Here is a 22,522-nt window from a genome sequence, read left to right as displayed (position 1 = left end):
CAGTGCCCTGATCGGGTCAGGCGAAAGTTTCCTCACCTTCCAGCTTGGTGCGGTGCATCAGCCTGCCACTATTGTGGTCATAGGGCATGGCGCGGTGCATCGTGCCGGTGTTGTCCCACACAACGAGATCGCCCAGCCCCCACTTGTGGCGATAGACGAAGCGCGGCTCCGTCGCCCAATCGCGAAGACGCACCAGCAGTGCCTCGCTTTCGGTAAGATCCATGCCCTCGACCTGCAGCGCGGTCGCCCCCAGGACCAGCGACTTGCGGCCGGAACGGTGCTTCCAGACCAGCGGCAGCGTGTTCGAGCCACGCGAAAGCCAGTTCTGAAACTCGGCATGGCTGGGCTCCGGATTCCAATAGATCTGCGAGCGCCAGAAGGCGTGCTTGACCTTGAGCGATTCCAGCTGACGCTTTTCATCTTCCGGAATTGCGTCCCAAGCAGCGTAAGTGTTGCAGAATTCGGTATCGCCGCCTTCCGCCGCGAGCGCACGCGAACTCATGACCGACGCAAAAATCGGGCGGTCCGACATCGTGCCATCGATATGCCAATAGAACGCGCCCTTGAGATAGGCGGCAACGGGGTTGATCGTCTCGTCCATCGTGATCGGGTAGACCGCATCGCCGCCGTCGTTTCCTTCACCAGCCTCGTGCGCGAAAGTCCCCAGCGTGTGCGTGAAGGCGATCTGCTCCTCGTCCGACAAGTTCATCTGCGGGAACACGATCACGCCGCGGCGTTCGAGAACCTCTCGAATCTTCCCGGTCATGGCTCCGCCGAGGAGCGTCTCCTTGTCCGTTGCGATCACGCTGCCCGTGTGCAGCGTGACGTCGATCACCTCGAAGTTCAATTGCGTTGCTTCAGCCACTGGCGAAACTCCTCTTTCCCATTCGCCCCCCGCAATCGGGGATTGCGAAAAATGCTTGTCCTAATCATTCGATTAGCATTAGGGCGTCGGAGGTCAAGCCCAAGAACGCCGCGACGGTCGAGCGGCACTGAATGACGGGCAGCGGAGGAGCCGGAAACATGCGTAGACTGGAAGGAAAAACCATACTCGTGGCGGGCGGAGGAGGAATCGGCGGCGAGCTGGCCCATCGCTATGCGCGCGAAGGCGCAAACGTCATACTGGGCGACTGCAACGGCGACTCGGCCCGCGCCGTCGCCAGCGAAATCGAACAGGCCGGCGGCACCGCTATCGGGGTCGATCTCGACGGCGCCGACGAGGCATCCATTGCCAGTGCCGTGGAACGCGCCGTGACCACGTTCGGCGGCCTCGACGGCCTGCACGCCAATTTCGCCAGCTTCGCGGACAACGGCAACGATGTGGGCGTTCTGGAACTGCCGCTTGAGGCCCTGGACGAGACGCTCCGGGTCAACCTGCGCGGTTTCTATCTCTGCACGCGGGCGGCGCTGCCCCCAATCCTGGCGCGCGGCGGCGGTACCATTCTCTATACCAGCTCGGTCGCGGCCTATACGGGCGAGCCTACCCGCGTGGCCTATGCCATGGCGAAGGCCGCCGACCATGCCCTGATGCGCCATGTCGCGGCGCGCTACGGCCCCCAGGGCGTGCGCGCCAATGCCGTGGCACCCGGCGCAATCATGCACGAGAAATGGGAAGAGGCATTGCCGCAGGAGATGAAGGACTGGCTGTTCGGAAACGCCATGATCAAATCGCGCCTCGGCCGGCCGCAAGACATTGCCGCGATCAGCGCAATGCTGATGTCAGAGGAAGGCAGCTACATCACCGGCCAGGTTTTCTGCGTCGATGGCGGCGTGACCATGCGCTCCTGAGCGCGCCTCAGCCAACCCCCACGAATTCAATCAACAGACAGCACAGGAGACACTCATGGCCGACAAGGTATTCAAGGAAATCGAGGACGTCATCGCCGACTACACGGGGCTTTCCCGCAAGGTTCTCGAAATCGCCCTGCTCATGAAGAACAACATGATCGCATCCCGCGAACCGGACTATTCGCCAGAGATCTGGGAGCGTATCGAGGACTATGTCTCTCCGGACGAGTTCGAGCGGATCGGCATCTTCAAGGAATCGATGGATTACAAGAAGTACATCGATTTCAACGCCAAGTGGGCGCCGACCGCCGACTGGGAAGGCTCATTCAAGCGCGTAACTGAATGCGGGCACCTGGTTTTCCTGGAGCTGGAAGAACGCGTGACGGCCGAGGGTGCGACCAACATCGTGAACACGCTGATGGTCTATGATTTCAATTCGGCCGGCAAAGTGCGGCATCTCGACGTATACATGCAGGAAGCCCCGAAGGACGCGGTTCACCCCGCCTACGCCTGACGCCAGGCCCGCTCGGGGAGATCGCGAGGGACATCAACCGGTTCGGCGCTGCGTCAACCGCCCTGCCCCTCGCGATCGACTGCTGACGAAGGAATGCGAAGGCTTTCGATATAGCGCGTGATTAGCAACTGCGCGTCGATCTGGTTCGCAAGCTCGTAATTGCGGCCGAATGCAAATCCTCTCGCCGTGTTTTCCATGACGGCCGCGATGGCCTCTATCGGCCAGCCGGGAAATTCGATTCCCCGCGCAGCAAACTCGGTATCCAAAATCTCGATCTGCCGCGCGCTGAACTTTTCATTGAACTTGCCGATCAGGGAACTGAGATCCTTGCGATGGTTGGCCAGCGCCATGAGTTCCGCAGTGATTGTGGCACGGGCGGGATCGCAGCTCAGCAGCCACATGGCCAGCAGCGGGTCATCGGCGCTGCCCGCCTCGTCCAGCGCGGCGTAGTGCGCGTCGAATATCCTGAGAAGGAGAGCTTCAAAAAGCTCATCCATCGTCTTGAAGTAGTAATAGACGATCTGCGGAGACAGTCCGGCGAAACTTCCCAGACGGCGTGACGTGATCGCCGCGTACCCCTCGTCGCGCATCAACTGCTCGGCGAGATCCAGAAGCTGTGCCCTCGTTTCCGAGCTTTTCGTGCCAAACCTTCTCCTTGCCAACTTCAAGCGCTCCGCGTCTCAATCATTTCGATGCCTCCCAGGGAGACCTCATCCAGGCCTTCCATCATCTTTCCCGTCAGCGAAATCAGCTGATCGATGTCCTCGCGCGGCCAGTCCCGGAAGTGCGCCTCGATCCACTGCCTCCGGACCTTCGCAACGGCGCCCAGCAAGGCCTTCCCCTTGGCGCTTGGACAGATCATCCGAACGCGCCGGTCCCCCGAACTGGGAACCCGTTCAATCAGAGCCAAGTCTTCAAGCTTGGCGAGCTGACGGCTGACTGTCGAGTGATCGCGCCCGACCAGATTGGCAAGTTCGACGGTGCTCATCTGCTCGTGCAATGCAAGCCGCGACAGCAGTGGGAGCAAGGCGCGGTCAAGCTTGACGTTGCTCGCCGCCAGCAAACGGGCGTCGATATCGATCCGGTTCGTAAGGTCGCTGACCCCCATCAGGATTGCGTGAAGCTTGTCGGTCCAGTGCATAAATTAGTGCATTATACACATTTATCTTGCACCTCAAGACCGACTCTGTCATATCCGTGCATTATGCACATATATACCAGAGGCACATGCTAGAAGTCCTTATCATCGGTGCAGGCGCGACAGGCCTGACCCTTGCCATCGAATTGCAGCGGCGCGGCGTGACGTTTCGCCTGATCGACGTGGCCGGAGGTCCTTTCGGCGGATCGCGCGGCAAGGGCTTGCAGCCACGCTCGCTGGAAATCTTCGACATGATCGGGGTGGCAGACGACGTGCTGGCGGAGAGTTCGCTGTACCAGCCGATCCAGTTGCATTTCGGGCCGTTCACCAAACAGATCAGGTCACTCGGCACCCATTGCGAACCGACGGTCGGCTGCCCTCACCCCAACATGAGAATGGTCCCGCAATGGCGGACCGAACAGGCCTTGCGCGCGCACCTGACCGCGCTCGGCGGCAGCGTTGAGTTCGGCGTCGGACTACAGACGCTGGAGCAACGCGATGATGTGGTCTTCTGCTCGCTCACCAGCGGCGAAACGATCGAGGCGCGCTATGTCGCCGGCTGCGATGGCGGCCGCAGCACGACGCGCAAGGCCCTGGAACTGCAACTGGTGGGGAAGAGTCTGGGTGACAAGACAATGATTGTCGCCGATTTCGCCTTGGCGGGCCTCGACCGGGACTTCTGGCACGTCTGGCCCCTGCACAGCTGCGGCCGCATCGTGATTGCACCTTTGCCGCAAGCGGGCATGTGGCAATTGCAGGCACCGGAAAAGCTTGCGCGGCACGGGCTCGAACAAGGCCTTTTCAGGCTGCTGAAGAAACGCCCGTCGAAAATCACCTGGCGCTCGCAGTTCAGGAACCAGATCCGCATGGTCGAGCATTATCGCGTGGGCAATGTGTTCCTGGCCGGCGATTCCGCCCATCTGCACCCTCCGTCGGGCGCCCAGGGGCTCAATACCGGCGTGCAGGATGCCTTCAATCTTGGATGGAAGCTCGTTTCAGCCCTGCGTTGCGGAGACAACGGCATACTGGACACCTACGAAGCCGAACGGCTCCCCATCGCGGCGGCCATGCTCAACCTGACGAGCACACTGCACCTCAACTCGTCCACCAAGCGTGGCGACATGACCAATCAGCTCTCGATAGGCTATCGCAACGGCCCTTTGGCCGGCAGCGAGGCGGCAGCTGGACCATTGGGATTGCAGGCCGGCGACCGGATGCCGGACATGAGGCTCAGCGACGGCCGACGCCTTTTTGAAGCGATGCGCGACGGAAACCCGGTGCAGATCGTCATGACCGATGGCGAGCGCATTCTCGTGCGCCCCGATGGCTATGTTGCCGGGGTCGGCAAGGAAGCCATCAAAGCCTATCAGGGTTTCAGCGTGCTCGAAGTCAGTTCCTTGCCGTAACCGGTGGCGGGCGGGCATGTACCGCCCTGGTTCCACAGCTCGTGTCTGGCCTCTCAGGCCCTGACCTGGGAACCACCGATACACGTCCAGCCGCCATCGACAATGAACGGAGAACCCGTGGCGAAAGAACTCTCATCACTGGCGAGCCAAAGGGCCATGCGCGCCTGCTCTATCGGAACGGCGGTCCGCCCGAGAACTGACAGCCGGTCGATGATGTCGTCCGCCGTAGGCAGCCCCCTGCCCTTGAGTTCCTTGCGCTGTTCTTCGGCGAGCGGCGTCATGGTGGCCCCCGGGCAAAGTGCGTTCACTCGGATATTGAGGTGTCCGAGTTCGACAGCCGCGACCTTGGTCAGCGCCACGACGCCGGCTTTCGATGCGCTGTAGCTTGCCGTGCTGGCGACAATAAACGGAGAGATCGAGGCCGTGTTGATGATCGAACCGCCGCCCGCTTTCGCCATGTGCGGTGCGACATACTTTATCATCATCCAGGGCGCCTTGACGTTCACTGCGAAGGCACGATCGAAATCATCCTCCGGAATTTCGGTGAGCGGACGGCGATTGTCAGGATTGATGCCGGCATTGTTGAATACGATGTTCGGCACACCGAAGGCTTCGATTGTCTGATCGATAATTGCCCTCACATGCTCGCGGTTGGACACATCCGCACCGATCGCCAGCGCGTGGCCACCCTCGGCCGAAATCTGCTCGACGGTCGCCTCCAGAAGATCCTGCTTGAGATCGACACAGGCGACTTTCGCACCTTCATTGGCGAACAGGATCGCCGACGCTTGCCCGATTCCTCCTGCGGCGCCCGTGATAATCGCCGTCTTGCCTTCCAATCTGCCCGCCATGCGCGAAACTCCTTCTATTCCTTAGATTTCTCAGAACTGGGCAGCGGCATCGATGGTCGGGCGAACGAGGATTTCCGAGACGTTCGCCCGGGGCGGGAGTTCCAGAACCATTTTCACGGCATCGGCGATGTCCTGGGCCTTGAGCGCACCTGGCTTGGACACATGCTCGCGCATCTTCTCGCGCCATTCGGGATCGGAAATGTTCTCCGCGCATTCGCTTTCCGTTGCCCCTGGTTCGACCACGCAAACCCGGATGCCCGACGCGCCAACCTCCTGGCGCAGCGCTTCCGAATAGGAATTAACCGCAAACTTGCTGGGCGAGTAGGCGCCGAAGAGTTTGGCCGTGCGCCGGCCGGACGTCGAGGAGATGTTGACGATATCACCGCAACCCTGCGCCAGCATCGGCTCCAGGGCTGCCTTGCAGGAATGGACGATTCCGAAGAAGTTGACGTCCATGACATGCCGCCATTCATCCATGTCGGCATGGCGCGCACTGCCCGCCTGGATGATCCCGGCCGAATTGACGAGGATATCCAGGCGGCCGCAGCGCGAAACGGTCTCCGCCACCGTCCGGGCCGCCACCGCTTCATCGGTCACATCGCCCGGGATCACGCAGACAGAGCCGCCGTCCGCCTCAATGTGCGCAGCAACCGCAGCCAGCCGCTCGGCACGCCGCGCAGAAAGGACCACTTTCGCTCCTGCCTGCCCGAGCGTGATCGCGATAGCCTCGCCAATGCCGGACGAGGCGCCCGTCACCAACGCCACTTTCCCTGACAAAACTCCAGCCATTCCCATCCCTGCTCCCATATGAGACCTCGCACATGCAGCCATTGCGCATTTATTGAACAGGTGTTTAATAGTGATCCCAAAACAGGTCAACGGCATGAACGTCGAAAACAATTCCGCTGATGGAACGCCAGAACGGCGGCGCAAACGGCTGCGACGCAATCCCGAGGCAGCGCGCGAACTCATCCTCGACGTTGCGGAAAAGATCATGCGCGAGGAAGGCTATGCCGCAGTCACCACCCGGCGGATTGCAAAAGTTGCGGACCTCGCCCCCGCGCTGGTGCACTACTATTTTGCAGCGACCGACGACTTGTTCATCGCATTGCACCGCCGCATGGCCGATCGCCAGATACAGGAGGTCGAAGAGCTCGTGCCGGGCGGCAATCCCGTAATGGCCCTGTGGAACTTCCAGAACGCCTCGGCGAATGCCGTCATGGGCGTGGAATTCATGGCCATGGCCAATCACCGCAAGGGCATCCGCGAGCAGATCGCCCGGAAAACCGAGGAAGTCCGGGCTGCACAGTGCAGGCTCATTGCTTCATCGCTCGACCGGGTGGCAGATCTGCCCCCCGGCGCTTCGCCCGAGTGCGTGGCGACAATACTGGTCGCCCTTGCAAGGATACTGTCCAACGAGGACGCCTTCGGCGTCCGGTCCGGACATGACGACCTTCGCAGTCTGGTTGAATGGGTCATTGCCAAACTGGGCGAAGGTGGGGCCGGAACGAACTGACCTCAACAGAATTCGCATGTCGCGCCAGCTGGTAGTGGACCTTGATGGCTTGCAATGCGCCCCATTCGTCTGGTTAAAACGGATGATGACCGTCGGACACGATGCATAACGTGGCAACTCTTCACGAGAGGTCACCCATCAACCCGAATGACCCACGCGCGCAACGCTCGATGGCAGCGTTGCAGGATGCGGTTCTGGAACTGCTCGAACAGAAGCCGTTCGAGCAGATAACGATCAAGGAAATCACATCACTCGCCGGAGTCAGTTATCCGACGTTCTTCAGGCGATGCGCAGGCAAGGCCGAGTTGCTCAACACCATCGCCACCGACGAGGTGCGCAAACTGCTGTCGCTAGGGCAGCACGCGATTGCCGAGTACGACGAGGCGGCATCGTCGATTGCCATGTTCACCTATGTCAACTCTCGAAGAAAGCTCTGGAAGACATTGCTGACCGGCGGCGCGAAGGCAGCGATACGCGACGAGTTCATGCGCATATCGCTCTCGATCGCCGCAACACGAAAATATCCCGAGACGAAATTGCCGATCGACCTTGCTGTCCCCCTCGTTACCGGCGGCATCATAGAGATATTGACGTGGTGGTTGAACCAGCCCGAGGATTGTCCTGCAGAAAGAGCTTCGCAATTCTATGATGAGCTCGTGGTCGCGCCTGTCATGGCCCGGAATGACAGTTCTTACCGCAGCGATCAGCCATCGTGACCGCCAAACGATAGCCGAAGCGGTCAGGCCATGCACTGCGGCCCGCCGGCGGTTCGTCCGGTAACGCCCCCTTTCGCCAGCCTTCCCGCGCAAGCAGCCCTTGACCCGGCCCCTGTCCGGCTACCGAAACGCCGCCTGCGAGGCTCTGCAGAGGCAAGCATCCAGCCGGCCGGAACCCGCAGACATCCCACCGGCAAATCCCCTCTCTCGCGGCGGCCATTGGCGCTGGTCAGTCATCTATGTAATTCCATATTGCATAGATGACTGACCAGCGCTAACATTACGACGATCATGTTGATCCGAGTTCGTAGCTGCCTGCCCTTGCAGCACATGAATACAAGCGGATCGCAATCGAATTGAAGCGTCAAAAGGCGAAAAAAATAAATTGGGAGATGGAACGTTGAAACACGGATACTGTTTTGCGCAGGTTTCGTGCGCTTGTCTGGCGATTGCAATCGCCACCGCTTCTTCTTCAAAGGCAAGTGCGCAGGATACCACGACCGCCAGCACGACTGACATCATCGTTACTGCGCAGCGTATCGAACAACGCCTCCAGGATGTTCCGATTTCGATGACAGTGCTCAACGATGAGCAGATCGCAAAAAGCAACATCGTTATTGCATCCGATCTGGCGACCTATACGCCATCGCTTTCCGTTGACATGCGCTATGGCCCGGAAAAATCCTCTTTCGCGCTGCGCGGGTTCAATCAGGATCAGAACACAGCACCGACGGTCGGCGTCTATTTCGCCGATGTGGTCGGCGTGCGCGCGCAGGGAGGGACGACATCCGGTAACACCGTCGGCGCCGGTTCCTTTGTCGACCTGCAGAACGTGCAGGTCCTGAAGGGGCCGCAGGGGACCTTGTTCGGCCGCAACACGACGGGCGGCGCGATTCTTCTCGTCCCCAAGAAACCGACCGACTTTCTTGAGGGGTATGCGGAAGGCACATACGGAAATTACAACCAGAAACGCCTTCAGGCAGCTTTGAACGTGCCTCTTGCCGATACGTTCAAGGTCCGGCTCGCCGTCGACCGCAACAAGCGTGACGGCTACGTCAAGAACCTGTCCGGCATTGGCGACAAGGATTTTTACGACGTTGATTACCTTTATGGCCGACTCAGCATCGTCGCTGATCTGACCCCGGACCTCGAAAACTACACAATATTCCATTACAGCCGCTCCACCACCAACGGTTACGGCGCGAGGCTGGCGGCCTGCGACCGCGAGTTCGCCAGCAATCCGGCGAACATCGCCGCGTCATTTACGAAATATGCCATGGCCACGGCAGCGTGCGATCAGCTCGACCGCCAGACCGCACGCGGCGACGGTCCGCTGGAAATCGAAAACGGCGTCCCGGATTCCCATATCCGCCTGGAGACTTGGCAGGTCATCAACACCACCACCTGGACAGCCAGCGACAATCTGACGGTCAAGAACATCGCAAGCTACGGTGAATTCCAGGAACATTCGGCCTTTTCGATCGCCTCGACCAATTTCAAGGTGTCGGACGCTCTGACCGGCGTACCCGGAGTCACGCCGGGCGCCCCCCTAAATTTCGTCTACTTTCATGGCTACCCTGGCTACCCGGCCGCGGGCGAATCGACATTCACGGAAGAGCTCCAGCTGCAAGGCAACACGCCGGACGGCCGCCTGAGATATGTGATCGGCGGCTACCTGGAATTCAGCCGGCCAATCAGCTATAACAGCGGCCGGACCGCCGTTTACAGCGACTGCAGCAACCCGGGCACCCTCACCTGCAACACTCCGCTGGGCTTTGCCATCATATCGCAATCGCGAAACAGGTTTGATTTCGACGACAAGGGTATCTTTGCCCAGGCCACGTACAATCTGACGGACGAGTTCGCCATCACCGGCGGCATCCGCTACACTTATGACAAGATCCGGGGCGAGGATGAAAGCACGCGCTACACCTTCGCGCCGATCCCAGGCCTGGGCACCACAATTGTAAGCCAGGTGTGCAACGAACAATCGGGTCCTCGGGCCGGCGTCGATATCTCCGATCCGATCATCTTCCCGGGCATTGGCCAGGTCGCCGGCGGCGACGGCAGCCACGACCTGTCGAAGTGCAACTACAAGCTGGTGGAATCCTCGAAGAAGCCGACCTGGCTGATCAATCTGGAATACAAGCCCACGCCGGATCTCATGTTCTACGCCAAGTGGGCGCGGGGCTACCGGCAGGGCGGCATCGTCTTCACCAATCCCGGCCTTGAAACGTTCGGGCCGGAAAAGCTGGACAGCTATGAAGCCGGCGCGAAGGCGACCTTCCGTGGCGCGGTCCCCGGCTATTTCAACATTGCCGCCTTCTACAATGACTTCACCGATCAACAGGTCATCACCCGGTCGATCGCCAAGGAGGGCAGCGGGCTTGCGGGCGGCAACGTCATCGCCAATGCGGGCAAGACCGAGATCTACGGCGTAGAGGTCGATGCGGCGGCAACGCTGTTCGACAGCCTCGCCCTGTCTCTGGGCTACACCTACCTTCACACGGAAGTGAAGGCATTCAACCTTCCCACCCTGCCCGCAGACAGTCCATTCGAAGCCCTTGTCCCGCAAACGAACGTTGGCGATCCGCTGGCCCTGTCGCCCAAGCACCGGCTGACGGTTTCGGCGACCTACACGCTCCCGATCGATGAAAGCCTCGGCACCGTGTCGTTCGGCGCGACCTACAACTATACCGCCAAGCAGATTGCCGATGTGACATCGCCGCTTGGCGTGCTGCCGGCCAGGAACCTGCTGAATCTGAATTTCGACTGGAAGAACGTCGGCGGATCCAGCTTCGATCTGGCAGCCTTCGCAACGAACGTGACGAACGAAATCTATCGTGTCGGCGTCGGCAGCCTCTACGCGTCAAACGGCTACGAAACCGCGCTTTACGGACAACCGCGCATGTACGGCGTGCGGGTTCGCTGGCACTTTGGCACCTAATTCAAGTTTTATTGTAACACCTTACTTGTAGCACCAGGAAATTTGCACCGCGCACAACCAGCGCCCGCAAACTATCCTGGTGCTACCGCATTTAACCACCCCCTCCGCCGTCATCGACTGCGGCCGGTCCGGGCCGGAATATAGTTACGGGAGAATTGGCATGACGGATTTCGCCAGCGTGGATTACTTCAACAGCTACGATCTGATCCCGAACCCCCATCCCTATTTCGAATACCTCAGAAATCAAAACCCCGTAACGCTCCTGCCCGTGCACAACATCCTGGCCGTGACCGGCTACAAGGAAGGCTTCGAGGTCTACCGGGACCACAAGACCTTTTCGTCGATTGTCACGGCCAAGGGCCCCTTTCCGCCGCTTCCCTTTGTCCCCGACGAGGAAGATATCTCCGCCCAGCTTGAGGAGCATCGCCCCACGATGCCCTACGGCTCGATGCTCGTGGCGATGGATCAGCCCGAACACACGCGCACGCGGAGCCTGCTGATGGGCCTGCTGACCCAGCAGCGCTTCCGCGAAAACGAAGGGTTCATGGACGGGCTGGCCGATCGCCTGATCGACAAATTCATCGACCGTGGCGGCATCGAAGTCATCGGCGATTACTCGCACCCCTTTGCCACTCTGGCGATCGCCGACCTGATGGGCGTGCCGGAAGAAGCGCATGAAAAGATCCTCCCCCTGTTCGGCACCTTGCCCGGACGGCTCGGCGGAGATGAAGACATGTCCAGCAACCCGCTCGCCCAGATCGGTATGCTGTTCTATGAATACATCGAGGACCGGCGGCGCAATCCGCGCAATGACGTCATGTCCATTCTCGCCAACGCGACTTATCCGGAAGGCGACCTGCCGGATATCCAGACGACCACGGGACTGGCGGCTCTCCTTTTCGGTGCCGGACAGGATACGACAGTGCGCCTTATCGCGGCGATGCTGAAAACCCTGGGCGAAAATCCCGAGCTTCAGGAAGCCATCCGCAACGACCGCAGCCTCATTCCCAACTTCGTCGAGGAAGTGCTGCGGCTCGATGGTCCGACGAAGGCGGTTTTCAGGCTGGCGAGACGCCATGCCAGGGTCGGCGACAAGGAGATTGCGCCGGGCCAGATCGTCATGCTGGTGCAAGCCGCGATGAATCGCGACCCCCGGAAATTCGAAGACCCCAACACGTTCAAGATCGACCGCAAGAACGCGCGCGAGAATGTCTCGTTCGGCCTTGGCATACACGCCTGTATCGGCTCGCCGCTCGCCCGCGTCGAAGCCAAGCTGGCGCTCAACAAGCTGCTGGACCGGGTGAAGGACATCCGTATCGACGAGACGGTTCACGGCGCTGCAGGCGGCCGCCGGTACGATTACGAACCAAACTACACGCAGCGCGCCCTTCGCAACATCCACGTGACATTTTCGAAGGCCTGAGGCTTTCCCGGAAATTCTCGCAGCAGGAGGTTGGAAACCTTGGGAAAGCTTGAAAAAAAGGTCATTCTGATCGCGGGCGCCGGCGGGATCGGCGCAGGTCTGGCCCAGCGCTATGCCGATGAAGGCGCGCACGTTGTTCTCGGCGACATCGATCAGTCCGCCGCCGAGCGCGTCGTTACACAGATTCGTGACGGCGGCGGAGAAGCGGCGGCCATCCGCCTCGACGGCACCGACGAAGCCTCGGCGCTGGAAGCGGTCGCGTTTTGCCGGGATACTTATGGCGGGCTGGATGGCGTCCATGCCAATTTCGCCAGCCTTGCCGACAGCAATCCCCAGCTCAGCGTCATCGACCTGCCCTTCGACATCTTCGACGAGGTCCAGCGCGTCAACGCGCGCGGCTTTTTCGTCTGCACCCGCGCCGCCTTGCCCGCCCTGATTGATCGCGGTGGCGGTTCCATCGTCTATACCAGCTCGGCGGCGGCATACGACTCTGGCGGAGGGCAGGTCGCCTATGCCATGAGCAAGGCGGCAGGACAGGCGCTGATGCGCCATGTCGCACGGCGCTTCGGCCCCGATGGGGTGCGTGCCAACACGATTGCCCCTGCCCTCACGCTGCATCCAGGGATCGCCGATATGGTTCCGTCCACAATGATAGAATCGGCCAAATCGAAAGCCTGCATCAAGTCGCGCGTCGGCGTGCCCGGGGATATCGCAGCGGCCGGTACGCTGCTGATGTCCGACGAGGGCAGCTACATCACCGGACAGGTCATCAACGTGGACGGCGGAACGGTAATACGCAGCTGATCGTCCCCGATCTGCACAACAATCACAAGCCCCCAAGACAATTGAACGCGGAGAATAAACATGGTTGCCAAGGTATTCGAGAACATTGACGAAGCAGCTGAGCGCTACAGCGGCCTCGCCCGCAAGGCGATCGATTATGGCCGTTTCCAGAAGCGCCTGATGGACCGGGCGGTCGCACAGGTTCCCGACTACTCGCCCGACGAATGGCTGGGGCTGAAGGACCTGGTCACCGACGATTTCGAGAGGATCGGCAACTTCAAGGAAGTCATGACGATCGACCAGATGATCGCCTTCCTGCAAGCATGGGCCCCGACCTCGGCATGGGAAGGTTCGTTCAAGCGCGTCACCGAACATGACAACGTCGTGATCCTCGAACTCGAGGAACGCGTGCAGCACGACGGACATTGGAACGCCGTCAATTCGGTCTCAATCTACGAGTACAACGACGAAGGCAAGCTGCGGCACCTAGACGTCTATCTCCAGGCCGTTCCCGGCGACGTCGAGAAGGGCGAATCCTACGACGTCTGAGAACGCGCTCATTCGACCGCTTGCACAAATCAACAAGGACCTGAGATGGAAAAATTTCTGGAAGGCAAGACAGCCCTCGTCACCGGCGCCTCGCGCGGATTGGGCCGGGCCACGGCCGAAGACCTGGCGGCTTGCGGTGCGCTGGTCGCGATCAACTACGCGAGCAACGACAAGGCTGCGCAGGATACGCTGCAGGCGATCGAATCCGCCGGCGGCAAGGCATTCCTGATCAAGAGCCCGCAGGGCAGCTTCGAGGCAGCGGAGGAAATGGCCGCCGCGCTTGATGAAGAACTGACAAAGCGCACTGGCAGCAATGGCCTGGACATCCTTGTCAACAATGCCGGCGGCGGCCCCGTCCACTCCCTGGACACCACCACGCCGGAAATCTTCAACCAGGTCCTTTCGACCAATTTCAGCGGCGCGTTTTTCGCCACGAAGGTCCTTAAACCGCGCCTGCGCGATGGCGGCCGCGTCATCTTCGTAAGCTCGCTCGGCGCGCGCAATGCCCTGCCGGACTATGTGATCTATGCCTGTGCGAAGTCCGCGATCGAGACGCTCACCAAAGTCGTGGCCAAGGAACTCGGGCCGCGCAACATCACGGTGAACTGCATCACGCCCGGAATGATCGAATCGGATGCCAATGCCGATCTGCGCGAAAACGAACAGCTCAAGCAGCACCTGATGTCGATTACACCGCTGGGTCGCATCGGCGTTCCGTCTGAATTCTCAGGCGTCGTTCGTTCTCTGGTGTCGCCGCAAATGAACTACGTCACCGGCCAGAACATCGAAATCAGCGGCGGGATGTCGTTGTAACAGAGCAATCGCTTATCCTTGGCGGGACAACGGCCAGACATGAGTCCCGCCACACCCAATAAAAGCGCGAGGCTGATATGCGCGATCGCCCCGCTTGAACGCCGTTCGTCGTTTGATTAGCAGGGTGCCGCAGCGCCAAGATGAGGGAGAAGGACGTGGACGAAGACGTGAAAAAGGAACTGGAGGCGCTGCGCGCCCAGCTGCGGCACTTGCAGGACAGGCAAGATATTCTCGACGTGATCGTCCGCGAATCCCGCGGACGCGACCGCCACGACAGCGAATTGATCGCGAGTTGCTATTGGCCCGAAGGTGCGGATGAGCATGGCCCCGTCCCCTTCCCGGCTACCGAATACCCAGACATCGCCAACAAGGGCCATGCCGGGGCTTTCTCGGTCAACCAGCACAACCTCGCCAATCACAGCTGCGAAATCGACGGGGACACCGCCTATTGCGAGACCTACGTCGTGGGCACGATGCTCTCTCATGACGGCTCGGTTTGCACGATGGCGGCAGGCCGCTACCTCGACCAACTGGAAAAGCGTGACGGTGTATGGCGCATCCTGTGGCGCCGGTCGACGGTCGAGACCGCCATGGAAGGCGACGCCTCCTGGCTTCACAGGCCCCCGGTCAAGGGCTTCCTGAAGGGAACGCGCGATCGCGAGGATCTCTCGTATCATCGGCCTTACGTGATCGGCGGCGCCGGCGCGCGCTGGTAAGAGTGGGGAAATCCGGTCGATGCGCCGGACAAGTGTAAGGCCCCCGGCGCATAGCGATCCGTGATCCTTACCAGAGCGCATCACGCCGGCCGGCAAAGCAAGCTTGGAAGGACGGGTATGAACGAATTGAGCGGCAAGGTTGCCGTTATAACCGGTGCCGGCGCGGGAATGGGCCGCGCGACGGCCAGCCTGTTCGCCAGCCGCGGCGCGAAAGTCGTGGCAGCAGACATCAGCGGAGCCGAGGCGGAACTTGCAGATTTGTTCCCGGACGCCGTCCTGCCCTATCGCTGCGACGTGCGCGACGAGATCCAGGTAGAGGCCATGATCGCGAAAGCGGCCGCACACTTCGGGCGTCTCGACGCCGTCCTCAATGTGGCGGGCTTTGGCATTCCCGGCCTTCTCGCCGATGCCGAAATGACGGACTACGATGCCATGCTGGACGTCGACCTGCGCGGAGTCATCCATGGCACCAAGCACGCCATTCGCGCCATGACCGCAAGCGGCGGCGGTGTGATCCTCAACTGGGCCTCCGTTGCTGCCTTCGGCGCAACGCGAAACTGGGGACTGTATTCCGCTGGAAAAGCCGGGGTTGTCGCGATCACGAAGGCTGCGGCGCTTGAAAACGCTCTCAGCGGCATTCGCGCCAACGTCATTGCTCCAGGGACAATCAGAACAGAGGCTTTCGCGCAAATGCCTCAAGAGCTTTCCAGCCAGCTCATGGCCTCCATTCCTGCGGGCCGTTTCGGACACACAGAGGAAGTGGCCGAACTGGCGGCATTCCTCGTTTCGGACCGCGCAAAGTTCATCAGCGGTGCGATCATTCCGATCGACGGAGCACAAACCGCGCAACTTGCCTGAACTTGCTCGGTTGCGGCCTCCTGGCCGCATCACAACGTAGTCGCGTGCTGCCTGCACCCGGGTCAGGTCGATCTGATCCGGGTGCAGATCCAGATTCTTGGCGGAAGGACGCAATCGAGCCCGTTGATGCCGCGCTCCGGCATCCGGCAGTTCCCAAAAATGACAGCTCGAAAGAGCCGCCTGAATGGATCGACACCCCTGCTGCAATGTGTGCCGATGCCTCGAGTCTACGAAGCCCCGACTCCTGCTCGACCGGTCGATTCCGACCAAGGCAGACACGACACAAGAAGCAATACGTTTCAATCACACTTCAATCACAACCACCCCCACAGCATCACATAACTAGTTGTAATAATGTCATTTAAGTGATTTTTGTCGTAATTATATAGCGTCATACTCAATCATCTCCAATCACTCAATTTATCATATAAAAGTTGACGAGACGGTTACACAGGGATAGCGCCCCTCCCCAAGGGGGGCCGAACGCACCCCATGAGAATTCATTTGGGAGGGTGCTATGAAGAGTTGCATACGCAAGGTTTCACATCGCAATCGGGCGTTGTTCACGACAGCTTTGACCGGGATTTTGGCGGTCGGCCTGGCCGGACCTGCCTTCGCGCAGGCGAGCGAGGATCAATCCACTTCTGGCGATCAGAAAACCGATCGTCAGCCTGCGAAGGCCGACACCTCGGATATCATCGTCACGGGCACGCGCATTCGCGGACTGGCCGCGCCGACAGGAAGCAACCTCGTCACCGTATCCGACGAGCAGATCAAGGCGACAGGCGCGACCGACGCCACGCAACTGCTGAACCAGACCATTTCGCAGCTGCCTACGTTCAACACACTCGCGGTTGGCTCGGGTGGTGAAGTCAATACGGTACCGCGCCTTGGCCTGCGCGGCTTCGGCAACTCGGCCGGCAACGCTTCGGGCGGCACCGCCACGCTGGTCCTGTTCAACGGCCACCGGGTCGTGTTCACCGGCTATGGCTCGTCCGACGTCGATCCCAACTCCATTCCCTCCGACATCATCGGTTCGGTTCAGGTCATGCCTGACGGCGGCTCTTCCGCTTATGGTTCGGACGCCGTCGGCGGCGTGATCAACTTCGTGACGAAAAAGCGTTTCGACGGTCTCGAAGTGCACCTGCAGACCAACCAGGCCGATCACTATCACGCGAACGTCGCCACGATCACCGCTGGCAAGACCTGGGATACGGGCAGCGCGCTGGTCAGCGTCAACTTCTCGAACAACAATGCCCTGCTGAACAAGCACAGGTCGTGGACCAGCGTCGATTACACACGCTTCGGCGGCGCCGACTACCGTCAGGCGTTCTGCCCCTACGGCTCGTTCACGGTGAACGGAACCGCCTACGCCGCACCCGATTTCTCGGCCCTCAGCGAACGGCCGAAGTGCGAGCCGAACGCCAACAGCAGCCTGGTGCCCAAGCAGCGCCGCGTAAACGTGTTCAGCTATATCGAACAGGAAATCACGCCGAGCCTGAAATTCACCGTCGATGGCTTCTATTCCCGCCGTGAATCGTCGTTCTACACCGATCTGAACGCCCTGGGCACGCAGGTCACGATCGACGCGACCAACCCGTATTTCCACCCTGTCGATGGCGAAACGTCGCAGACAGTGGCTTTCAGCTATGCCAACGCGCTTGGCCTGAACCGCGAAAGCCCGCAGGAGCTGACGAGCTGGCAGGTCTCGCCGGGCCTGTCCTACGACGTTGATGGCAACTGGAAGGTCAGCACCAACTTCATTTACGGGTACAGTCGTGCGGATATTCATTCCCGCAACGTGGTCTCTACGGCCCTGATCACCCCGACCAATGTCAATCCCTACGACACAGCGCAGATGTCATCCGCGCTGATCGGCTCGGTGGCCAATTTCGAGAACAACTACTACGGCGTGAACACGCTGAAGAGCGCACAGGTTTCTGCGGACGGGTCGCTGTTCACCCTGCCCGGCGGCGATGTGAAGCTCGCGGTTGGCGGCGAACTGCTGCGTCAGAAGCTGGAAACCGAAACGCGGCGCGGCCCGATCGGCACGTCCTCGACGACCTATCTCGACAGCTCGCGGAAAGTCGAAGCCCTCTATGGCGAACTCTACATCCCGATCTTCGGGGCAGACAACGCCCAGCCCGGCCTGAGGTCGCTCGATATCGCCATCGCCGGCCGTTATGACCACTACAGCGACTTCGGCAGCACCTTCAATCCGCGCTTCGGCGTGAATTACCGCCCGGTCAACGACCTGCTTCTGCGGGCCAACTACCAGACCACGTTCACGGCGGCCAGCCTCGCCGACAGCGGCCTCAACGCGAACATCCTGCAGGTCATTCCGGTCGCACCAGGCGTGATCAAGATGTACGTGGCAGGCACCGGTCTCAATCTGAAGCCGATGAAGGGCAAGACCTACTCGCTCGGCTTCGACTGGACGCCCAAGGCCGTTTCCGGCCTGGCAGTCAGCGCCACCTACTGGCACACCAAGTTGACGAACATCATCAGCCAGGCCCTCGCCGCATACGGCGGCAGTGCATTTGCCTCGGCCACGCCTTACGCGCTTTGCGGCGTCGGCTATGCGCAGTATTCGGCATCGGCCAATGGCGCCTGCACCCAGTCCCAAGTCCAGATGATCCAGGACACGCTCGGAGCGGGCAACTTCCAGCCCGGCGCAGGCATCAACAGTGTCGCCGACATCTTCTCGTCGGGCACCGTCATCTCCACTCTGATCGACGCCCGCCGCGGCAATTTCGGCGTAGAGAAGATCAGCGGCCTCGACTTCCAGGTGAGCTACAACCGCTTCGTCTCGTTCGGCACAGTCTTTGCCGAAATCGGCGGCAGCTACATTCTGGAAAAGAAGATTGCACCCACACCGACGGCCCCCTTCGTGGACTATCTGGACGGCAAGGTTGTCAATCCCCAGACGTCACCCTTTGGCTTCCGGGCCAGCGCAGGCGCGACTGCGGGTCCTGCCACGGTGCGCGTGTCGATGACCTACAGCGGCGGCTACGATATCCCGCCAGGCACGGTGGGCCAGACCAAGATCGGCTCCTTCACGGTGTTCAACCTGTCCGGCACGCTTGATCTGGGCAGCATCGCCGGTAACGAAAGCAACCAGCTGGAGTTCGGTGTCGACAATGTGTTCGACGTGTCTCCGCCATGGAACTCGGCGCAGGGCACCAGCGGCTACCCCGCTGCCGGAACCCTCGGCCGCCTCGTCAGGGTTGGCCTCAGGACGAAATTCTGACCTGAACTCTGTCCTCTCCCACGAGAACGCCCCGCTATCGAGACATTCGATGGCGGGGCGTTTTCATTGTTGTCGTTCGCCTTTCAGTACGACCTTCATTGACCTCGTTCGAAACCGGAAAGGGCAGGAAAGACAGGAACCTGCCCTCAGCCTGGTGTGGTGAGCGTAAAGGTGCCGCTGGCACCATCATCCTGGGCGGATGGGGCGATCCAGACACGGAATTCTCCCGGCTCGATGGCGATCGTGTTGTCCGGGCCAACATATTCGAGCTGGTTCCGCTGCAGATCGAACCGAACGGTCCTGCTCTCGCCGGGCCCGAGAGCCACCTTCTGGAAACCGATCAGCTTGCGGACGGGCGGTGTAACGCGCGCGACATTATCGTGGACATAACACTGTACCACTTCCTCGCAGGCTCTGCCGCCCGTGTTCGTGATCTTCGCCGATACCTGCAGCATTCCGTGCCACGACAGCACCGGACCATCCATCGCAAAATCGGAATAGACCGGTGCCCCGAAGGTCAGGCCATGGCCAAACGGGAAGAGCGCAGCATGCGGTGTATCCAGATAGTTCGTCCGATGCTTTCTGATCGGCCCTTCCGGCTGAGGCCGCCCCGTGCTGGCATGATCGTAGTGGTAAGGCTCCTGCCCGCTCCTGAACGGGAAACTCATCGGCAGACGGCCTGCGGGACCATGGCTGCCATAGAGGACATCGGCAATGCTGTGTCCGCTTTGCGTTCCCAGAAACCAGCTTACCAGAATGGCCTGGACATCGAGGACCGCGCCTTCGAGCGCCAGGGCGCGCCCATTCCGCAATACCACGACGGTCGGCTTGCCAAGCGCGGCAACGGCCTGTGCAAGCTCCTGCTGCGCGGCCGGTAGCACTATCTCCGTGCGCGAGGCGGCCTCTCCGGACATGCTCTGGTTCTCGCCAAGGGACAGGACGACAACTTCCGCATCCCTGGCGACGTCCAGGGCCTCCTCCAACTGGCCGGGCCGGACCTCGTTTACACCGCACCCTTCCACAACGGTGATATTGCCGCCCGCGGCGCGCATTCCGGTTGCCAGATCCACCGCCTCGCCATCGCTGGCAAAAACAGCCCATCCACCGATCAGATCGTGTGCGCCTGAGGCGAACGGTCCGATCAGCGCCACCCTGGCGGATTTCTTCAGCGGCAGCGTGCCGCCGTCGTTCTTGAGCATCACGATGGACTTGCAACCCGCCTCGCGCGCCAGCGCCATCGCGCCGGGCAAGCGGGAACGCGCCTTTTCGCGGGCCGGGTCGATGCGCCGGAAGGGATCGTCGAACAGGCCGATCCTGGCCTTGAGCATCAGCACGCGCCGCACCGAAGCATCGAGCAGGTCTGCAGGGACCGCACCTTCGCGCACAAGATCCGGAAGGTGGAGAGCATAGAGATTGCTGGCCATGCTCATGTCGACACCGGCCAGAAACGCGAGGCGGGCGGCATCCTTCCCATCTTTCGCCACACCGTGGACAATCAGTTCCTCGTCACTCTTGTAGTCAGACACGACGATGCCGGGAAAGTGCCATTCCCCGCGCAGCAAATCGGTCAACAACCATTTGTTCGCACTCGCCGGCACCCCGCCGATCGCGTTGAACGACGACATCGCCGTCAGGGCGCCGGCGTCGAAGGCCGCGCGAAACGGCGGCAGGTAGATTTCGCGCAGCGTGCGCTCCGAGATATCGGCGCCATTATAGTCGAGGCCGCCTTCGGGCGCGCCGTAGGCGGCGAAATGCTTCGCGCAGGCCAGCATCGCATTATCGGCTGTGAGATCGTCGCCCTGGAACCCGCGAACACGCGCTGCCGCGAACAGGCAGCCGAGCCGCACGTCCTCTCCGGCGCCTTCCATGACCCTGCCCCAGCGCTGGTCTCGGGCAATGTCGACCATCGGGGCGAAGGTCCAGTCGAGGCCCGCAGCGGCAGCCTCAACCGCTGTCGCCCGCGCGGTTCGCTCGGCGAGGGACGGTTCGAAGCTCGCCGCCTCCCCCACCGGGACAGGAAATACGGTTCGATAGCCGTGTATGACGTCAGCTGCGAAAATCAGCGGAATCTTCAGCCGGGAGTCGCGCATGACGGCGGTTTGCATCCGCTTCGCCATGACCGCGCCGCTGCCGTTGAAAACGCCGGTCAGCTTGCCCGCCACGGCCTCGGCCAGCTGCACCTCGAACTTCTGCTGCGCTTCTTTCGGGTTCGCTGCAGCTGCAGCATCGACCCGCATGGCTGCGGGATTGAGTGTGAGCTGGCCCGCCTTTTCCTCCAGCGTCATCCTGGCGATCAATGCATCAATAAAGGCAGGCGCTGCGGCTGAATCATGGGACCGCATCGCAGCGCGCAGCGGACTGGCCATCCACGCCCCGGCCAAACCAACCGCCATAAGCGAACTGCGCCGGGACATTTGGAAGTCTGACATGATGTTGCACTCCAGGAATTTATTCTAATTTTATATCAATCGGATACAGACGTTTCTGCAGAACGCCGTTCAAAAGAACACGATCTTTTCGATGGCAGCTTCAACGCCGTCGGCGCCCTGCAGAACCAGACACAAATCCTCGTTCTCCCGCACCGAAGACAGCCGGGTGCGATATCCGTCCGGCGCGATACCGCGATCACTCAGGGCGATTGAGCCCAGCAAGGGGCCGTCAGGCCGTGCACGGCGAATTTCCAGTGTGCCAGAACTGCCATGCTCGCCAGGCAGGATCGCCACCGCTGTTGCCGCCGCTGCTAGACACCGCGTGTTGGGATAGCAGGCGTATCCGCCGGCCTGAAAGCGAACGCACAGAGCATCGCCGCACTCCTCCACGCGTGCCAAGTCCGCCTCGAAAAAGTCACACGCCGCGATACCGCGCCGGGCATGGTCCTGGCCCACCCCGACGCGCGTAAGCCGGAGCGGCATGATCTCGCCGTTATCGCGGTAATGTACATGACAGATCACCGAATTGCGGAAAAACGGACCGCTTCCCGGCTGCGACTGGTCGTTGCAGGCAAAATACCACTGGCCGCGAAATTCAAAGAATGAGCCGTGACGGTCGAAATTCAGCCAGTCACGCGGCCTGTAAGCGGCCTCCAGTTGCACGACGGCGGAATCGTCGAGGAATTCGGGATCGGCATTTTCCGCGAAGAACAACGGCCCCTTGCACTCAAACGGGCCATAGGGCGATTCCCCGATCGCGTAATAGGATCCCCAGGACAGATAGTAGTAACGCCCCCGGCGATGCAGGAACGGCTTATCGTCGGT

At 60.8% G+C, this 22,522-nt stretch carries 20 protein-coding genes and 1 pseudogene; 13 read left to right on the top strand and 8 right to left on the bottom strand.

The genetic code is table 11. The features are described 5' to 3' along the window. Positions 1 to 16: 16 nt before the first annotated feature. Positions 17 to 865: a TauD/TfdA dioxygenase family protein gene (locus MTR64_RS16940; protein WP_243995694.1), complete on the bottom strand. Its 849-nt coding sequence runs from the start codon at positions 863 to 865 to the stop codon at positions 17 to 19. Between the two features lie 158 nt (positions 866 to 1,023). On the opposite strand from MTR64_RS16940, the gene MTR64_RS16935 reads away from it, so the two are divergent. After that, positions 1,024 to 1,788 carry an SDR family NAD(P)-dependent oxidoreductase gene (locus tag MTR64_RS16935; protein ID WP_243995693.1) on the top strand — a complete coding sequence of 255 codons (765 nt, stop codon included), beginning with the start codon at positions 1,024 to 1,026 and terminating at the stop codon, positions 1,786 to 1,788. A 55-nt stretch (positions 1,789 to 1,843) separates the two neighbouring features. After that, a complete protein-coding gene (locus MTR64_RS16930) occupies positions 1,844 to 2,302 on the top strand; it encodes a hypothetical protein (RefSeq protein ID WP_243995692.1) in 459 nt (152 codons plus the stop codon). A 53-nt stretch (positions 2,303 to 2,355) separates the two neighbouring features. On the opposite strand, the gene MTR64_RS16925 is transcribed toward MTR64_RS16930, so the two are convergent. Beyond that, entirely contained in the window at positions 2,356 to 2,964 is a 609-nt protein-coding gene (locus MTR64_RS16925) for a TetR/AcrR family transcriptional regulator (RefSeq protein WP_243995691.1), read from the bottom strand. A gap of 2 nt (positions 2,965 to 2,966) precedes the next feature. Then, positions 2,967 to 3,443, bottom strand: coding sequence for a MarR family winged helix-turn-helix transcriptional regulator (locus MTR64_RS16920; protein ID WP_243995690.1), 477 nt, complete (start codon positions 3,441 to 3,443; stop codon positions 2,967 to 2,969). A gap of 86 nt (positions 3,444 to 3,529) precedes the next feature. Here MTR64_RS16920 and MTR64_RS16915 point away from each other — a divergent pair, with 86 nt between their 5' ends. Then, positions 3,530 to 4,846 carry an FAD-dependent monooxygenase gene (locus tag MTR64_RS16915; protein WP_243995689.1) on the top strand — a complete coding sequence of 439 codons (1,317 nt, stop codon included), beginning with the start codon at positions 3,530 to 3,532 and terminating at the stop codon, positions 4,844 to 4,846. 53 nt (positions 4,847 to 4,899) lie between these two features. Here MTR64_RS16915 and MTR64_RS16910 read toward each other — a convergent pair whose 3' ends face one another. After that, positions 4,900 to 5,697, bottom strand: a complete 798-nt coding sequence (locus MTR64_RS16910) for an SDR family NAD(P)-dependent oxidoreductase (protein ID WP_243995688.1) — start codon at positions 5,695 to 5,697, stop codon at positions 4,900 to 4,902. Between the two features lie 30 nt (positions 5,698 to 5,727). Next, positions 5,728 to 6,486, bottom strand: coding sequence for an SDR family oxidoreductase (locus MTR64_RS16905; RefSeq protein ID WP_243995687.1), 759 nt, complete (start codon positions 6,484 to 6,486; stop codon positions 5,728 to 5,730). 94 nt (positions 6,487 to 6,580) lie between these two features. Here MTR64_RS16905 and MTR64_RS16900 point away from each other — a divergent pair, with 94 nt between their 5' ends. Both MTR64_RS16900 and MTR64_RS16895 read left to right on the top strand, forming a co-directional pair. Then, on the top strand, positions 6,581 to 7,213 hold the full coding sequence (locus MTR64_RS16900; RefSeq protein ID WP_243995686.1) for a TetR/AcrR family transcriptional regulator: 633 nt from the start codon (positions 6,581 to 6,583) through the stop codon (positions 7,211 to 7,213). A gap of 170 nt (positions 7,214 to 7,383) precedes the next feature. After that, positions 7,384 to 7,929, top strand: a complete 546-nt coding sequence (locus tag MTR64_RS16895) for a TetR/AcrR family transcriptional regulator (protein WP_243995685.1) — start codon at positions 7,384 to 7,386, stop codon at positions 7,927 to 7,929. 237 nt (positions 7,930 to 8,166) lie between these two features. Here MTR64_RS16895 and MTR64_RS16890 read toward each other — a convergent pair whose 3' ends face one another. Then, a complete protein-coding gene (locus tag MTR64_RS16890; RefSeq protein ID WP_243995684.1) occupies positions 8,167 to 8,514 on the bottom strand; it encodes a hypothetical protein in 348 nt (115 codons plus the stop codon). Here MTR64_RS16890 and MTR64_RS16885 point away from each other — a divergent pair. The 8 genes from MTR64_RS16885 (at position 8,501) to MTR64_RS16850 (ending at position 19,268) form a co-directional block, all read left to right on the top strand. Continuing rightward, complete coding sequence (locus MTR64_RS16885; RefSeq protein ID WP_243995683.1) at positions 8,501 to 10,876, top strand: TonB-dependent receptor; 2,376 nt, start codon at positions 8,501 to 8,503, stop codon at positions 10,874 to 10,876. The genes MTR64_RS16890 and MTR64_RS16885 overlap by 14 nt on opposite strands. Positions 10,877 to 11,036: 160 nt before the next feature. Continuing rightward, entirely contained in the window at positions 11,037 to 12,299 is a 1,263-nt protein-coding gene (locus MTR64_RS16880; RefSeq protein ID WP_243995682.1) for a cytochrome P450, read from the top strand. Positions 12,300 to 12,338: 39 nt separating this feature from the next. Then, positions 12,339 to 13,103 (top strand): SDR family NAD(P)-dependent oxidoreductase, encoded by a 765-nt coding sequence (locus MTR64_RS16875; protein WP_243995681.1) that lies wholly within the window; start codon positions 12,339 to 12,341, stop codon positions 13,101 to 13,103. Positions 13,104 to 13,163: 60 nt separating this feature from the next. After that, entirely contained in the window at positions 13,164 to 13,631 is a 468-nt protein-coding gene (locus tag MTR64_RS16870; RefSeq protein ID WP_243995680.1) for a hypothetical protein, read from the top strand. Between the two features lie 45 nt (positions 13,632 to 13,676). Beyond that, complete coding sequence (locus tag MTR64_RS16865; RefSeq protein ID WP_243995679.1) at positions 13,677 to 14,444, top strand: SDR family NAD(P)-dependent oxidoreductase; 768 nt, start codon at positions 13,677 to 13,679, stop codon at positions 14,442 to 14,444. A 140-nt stretch (positions 14,445 to 14,584) separates the two neighbouring features. Continuing rightward, positions 14,585 to 15,160, top strand: a complete 576-nt coding sequence (locus MTR64_RS16860) for a nuclear transport factor 2 family protein (RefSeq protein ID WP_243995678.1) — start codon at positions 14,585 to 14,587, stop codon at positions 15,158 to 15,160. A 117-nt stretch (positions 15,161 to 15,277) separates the two neighbouring features. After that, positions 15,278 to 16,018 carry an SDR family NAD(P)-dependent oxidoreductase gene (locus MTR64_RS16855; RefSeq protein WP_243995677.1) on the top strand — a complete coding sequence of 247 codons (741 nt, stop codon included), beginning with the start codon at positions 15,278 to 15,280 and terminating at the stop codon, positions 16,016 to 16,018. A gap of 574 nt (positions 16,019 to 16,592) precedes the next feature. Then, entirely contained in the window at positions 16,593 to 19,268 is a 2,676-nt protein-coding gene (locus MTR64_RS16850) for a TonB-dependent receptor plug domain-containing protein (protein ID WP_243995676.1), read from the top strand. Positions 19,269 to 19,414: 146 nt separating this feature from the next. Here MTR64_RS16850 and MTR64_RS16845 read toward each other — a convergent pair whose 3' ends face one another. Both MTR64_RS16845 and MTR64_RS16840 read right to left on the bottom strand, forming a co-directional pair. Continuing rightward, entirely contained in the window at positions 19,415 to 21,661 is a 2,247-nt protein-coding gene (locus MTR64_RS16845; RefSeq protein ID WP_243995675.1) for a glycoside hydrolase family 3 N-terminal domain-containing protein, read from the bottom strand. A 105-nt stretch (positions 21,662 to 21,766) separates the two neighbouring features. Continuing rightward, positions 21,767 to 22,522 (bottom strand): annotated as a pseudogene (locus tag MTR64_RS16840) (hypothetical protein); the annotation flags it as partial.

The organism is Novosphingobium album (ex Hu et al. 2023) (genome assembly GCF_022832385.1).
Taxonomy (GTDB): domain Bacteria; phylum Pseudomonadota; class Alphaproteobacteria; order Sphingomonadales; family Sphingomonadaceae; genus Novosphingobium; species Novosphingobium album.
Note: the sequence above shows the minus strand (reverse complement) of the source record. Positions and strands in the feature narration are given on the sequence as shown.

Bases quoted from the DNA above. Each gene is read 5' to 3' on its own strand.
- MTR64_RS16935 (WP_243995693.1), top strand. From the start codon at position 1,024: ATGCGTAGACTGGAAGGAAAAACCATACTCGTGGCGGGCGGAGGAGGA.
- MTR64_RS16930 (WP_243995692.1), top strand. From the start codon at position 1,844: ATGGCCGACAAGGTATTCAAGGAAATCGAGGACGTCATCGCCGACTAC.
- MTR64_RS16920 (WP_243995690.1), bottom strand. From the start codon at position 3,443: ATGCACTGGACCGACAAGCTTCACGCAATCCTGATGGGGGTCAGCGAC.
- MTR64_RS16915 (WP_243995689.1), top strand. From the start codon at position 3,530: ATGCTAGAAGTCCTTATCATCGGTGCAGGCGCGACAGGCCTGACCCTT.
- MTR64_RS16910 (WP_243995688.1), bottom strand. From the start codon at position 5,697: ATGGCGGGCAGATTGGAAGGCAAGACGGCGATTATCACGGGCGCCGCA.
- MTR64_RS16905 (WP_243995687.1), bottom strand. From the start codon at position 6,486: ATGGCTGGAGTTTTGTCAGGGAAAGTGGCGTTGGTGACGGGCGCCTCG.
- MTR64_RS16900 (WP_243995686.1), top strand. From the start codon at position 6,581: ATGAACGTCGAAAACAATTCCGCTGATGGAACGCCAGAACGGCGGCGC.
- MTR64_RS16895 (WP_243995685.1), top strand. From the start codon at position 7,384: ATGGCAGCGTTGCAGGATGCGGTTCTGGAACTGCTCGAACAGAAGCCG.
- MTR64_RS16885 (WP_243995683.1), top strand. From the start codon at position 8,501: ATGACAGTGCTCAACGATGAGCAGATCGCAAAAAGCAACATCGTTATT.
- MTR64_RS16880 (WP_243995682.1), top strand. From the start codon at position 11,037: ATGACGGATTTCGCCAGCGTGGATTACTTCAACAGCTACGATCTGATC.
- MTR64_RS16870 (WP_243995680.1), top strand. From the start codon at position 13,164: ATGGTTGCCAAGGTATTCGAGAACATTGACGAAGCAGCTGAGCGCTAC.
- MTR64_RS16865 (WP_243995679.1), top strand. From the start codon at position 13,677: ATGGAAAAATTTCTGGAAGGCAAGACAGCCCTCGTCACCGGCGCCTCG.
- MTR64_RS16860 (WP_243995678.1), top strand. From the start codon at position 14,585: ATGAGGGAGAAGGACGTGGACGAAGACGTGAAAAAGGAACTGGAGGCG.
- MTR64_RS16855 (WP_243995677.1), top strand. From the start codon at position 15,278: ATGAACGAATTGAGCGGCAAGGTTGCCGTTATAACCGGTGCCGGCGCG.
- MTR64_RS16845 (WP_243995675.1), bottom strand. From the start codon at position 21,661: ATGGCGGTTGGTTTGGCCGGGGCGTGGATGGCCAGTCCGCTGCGCGCT.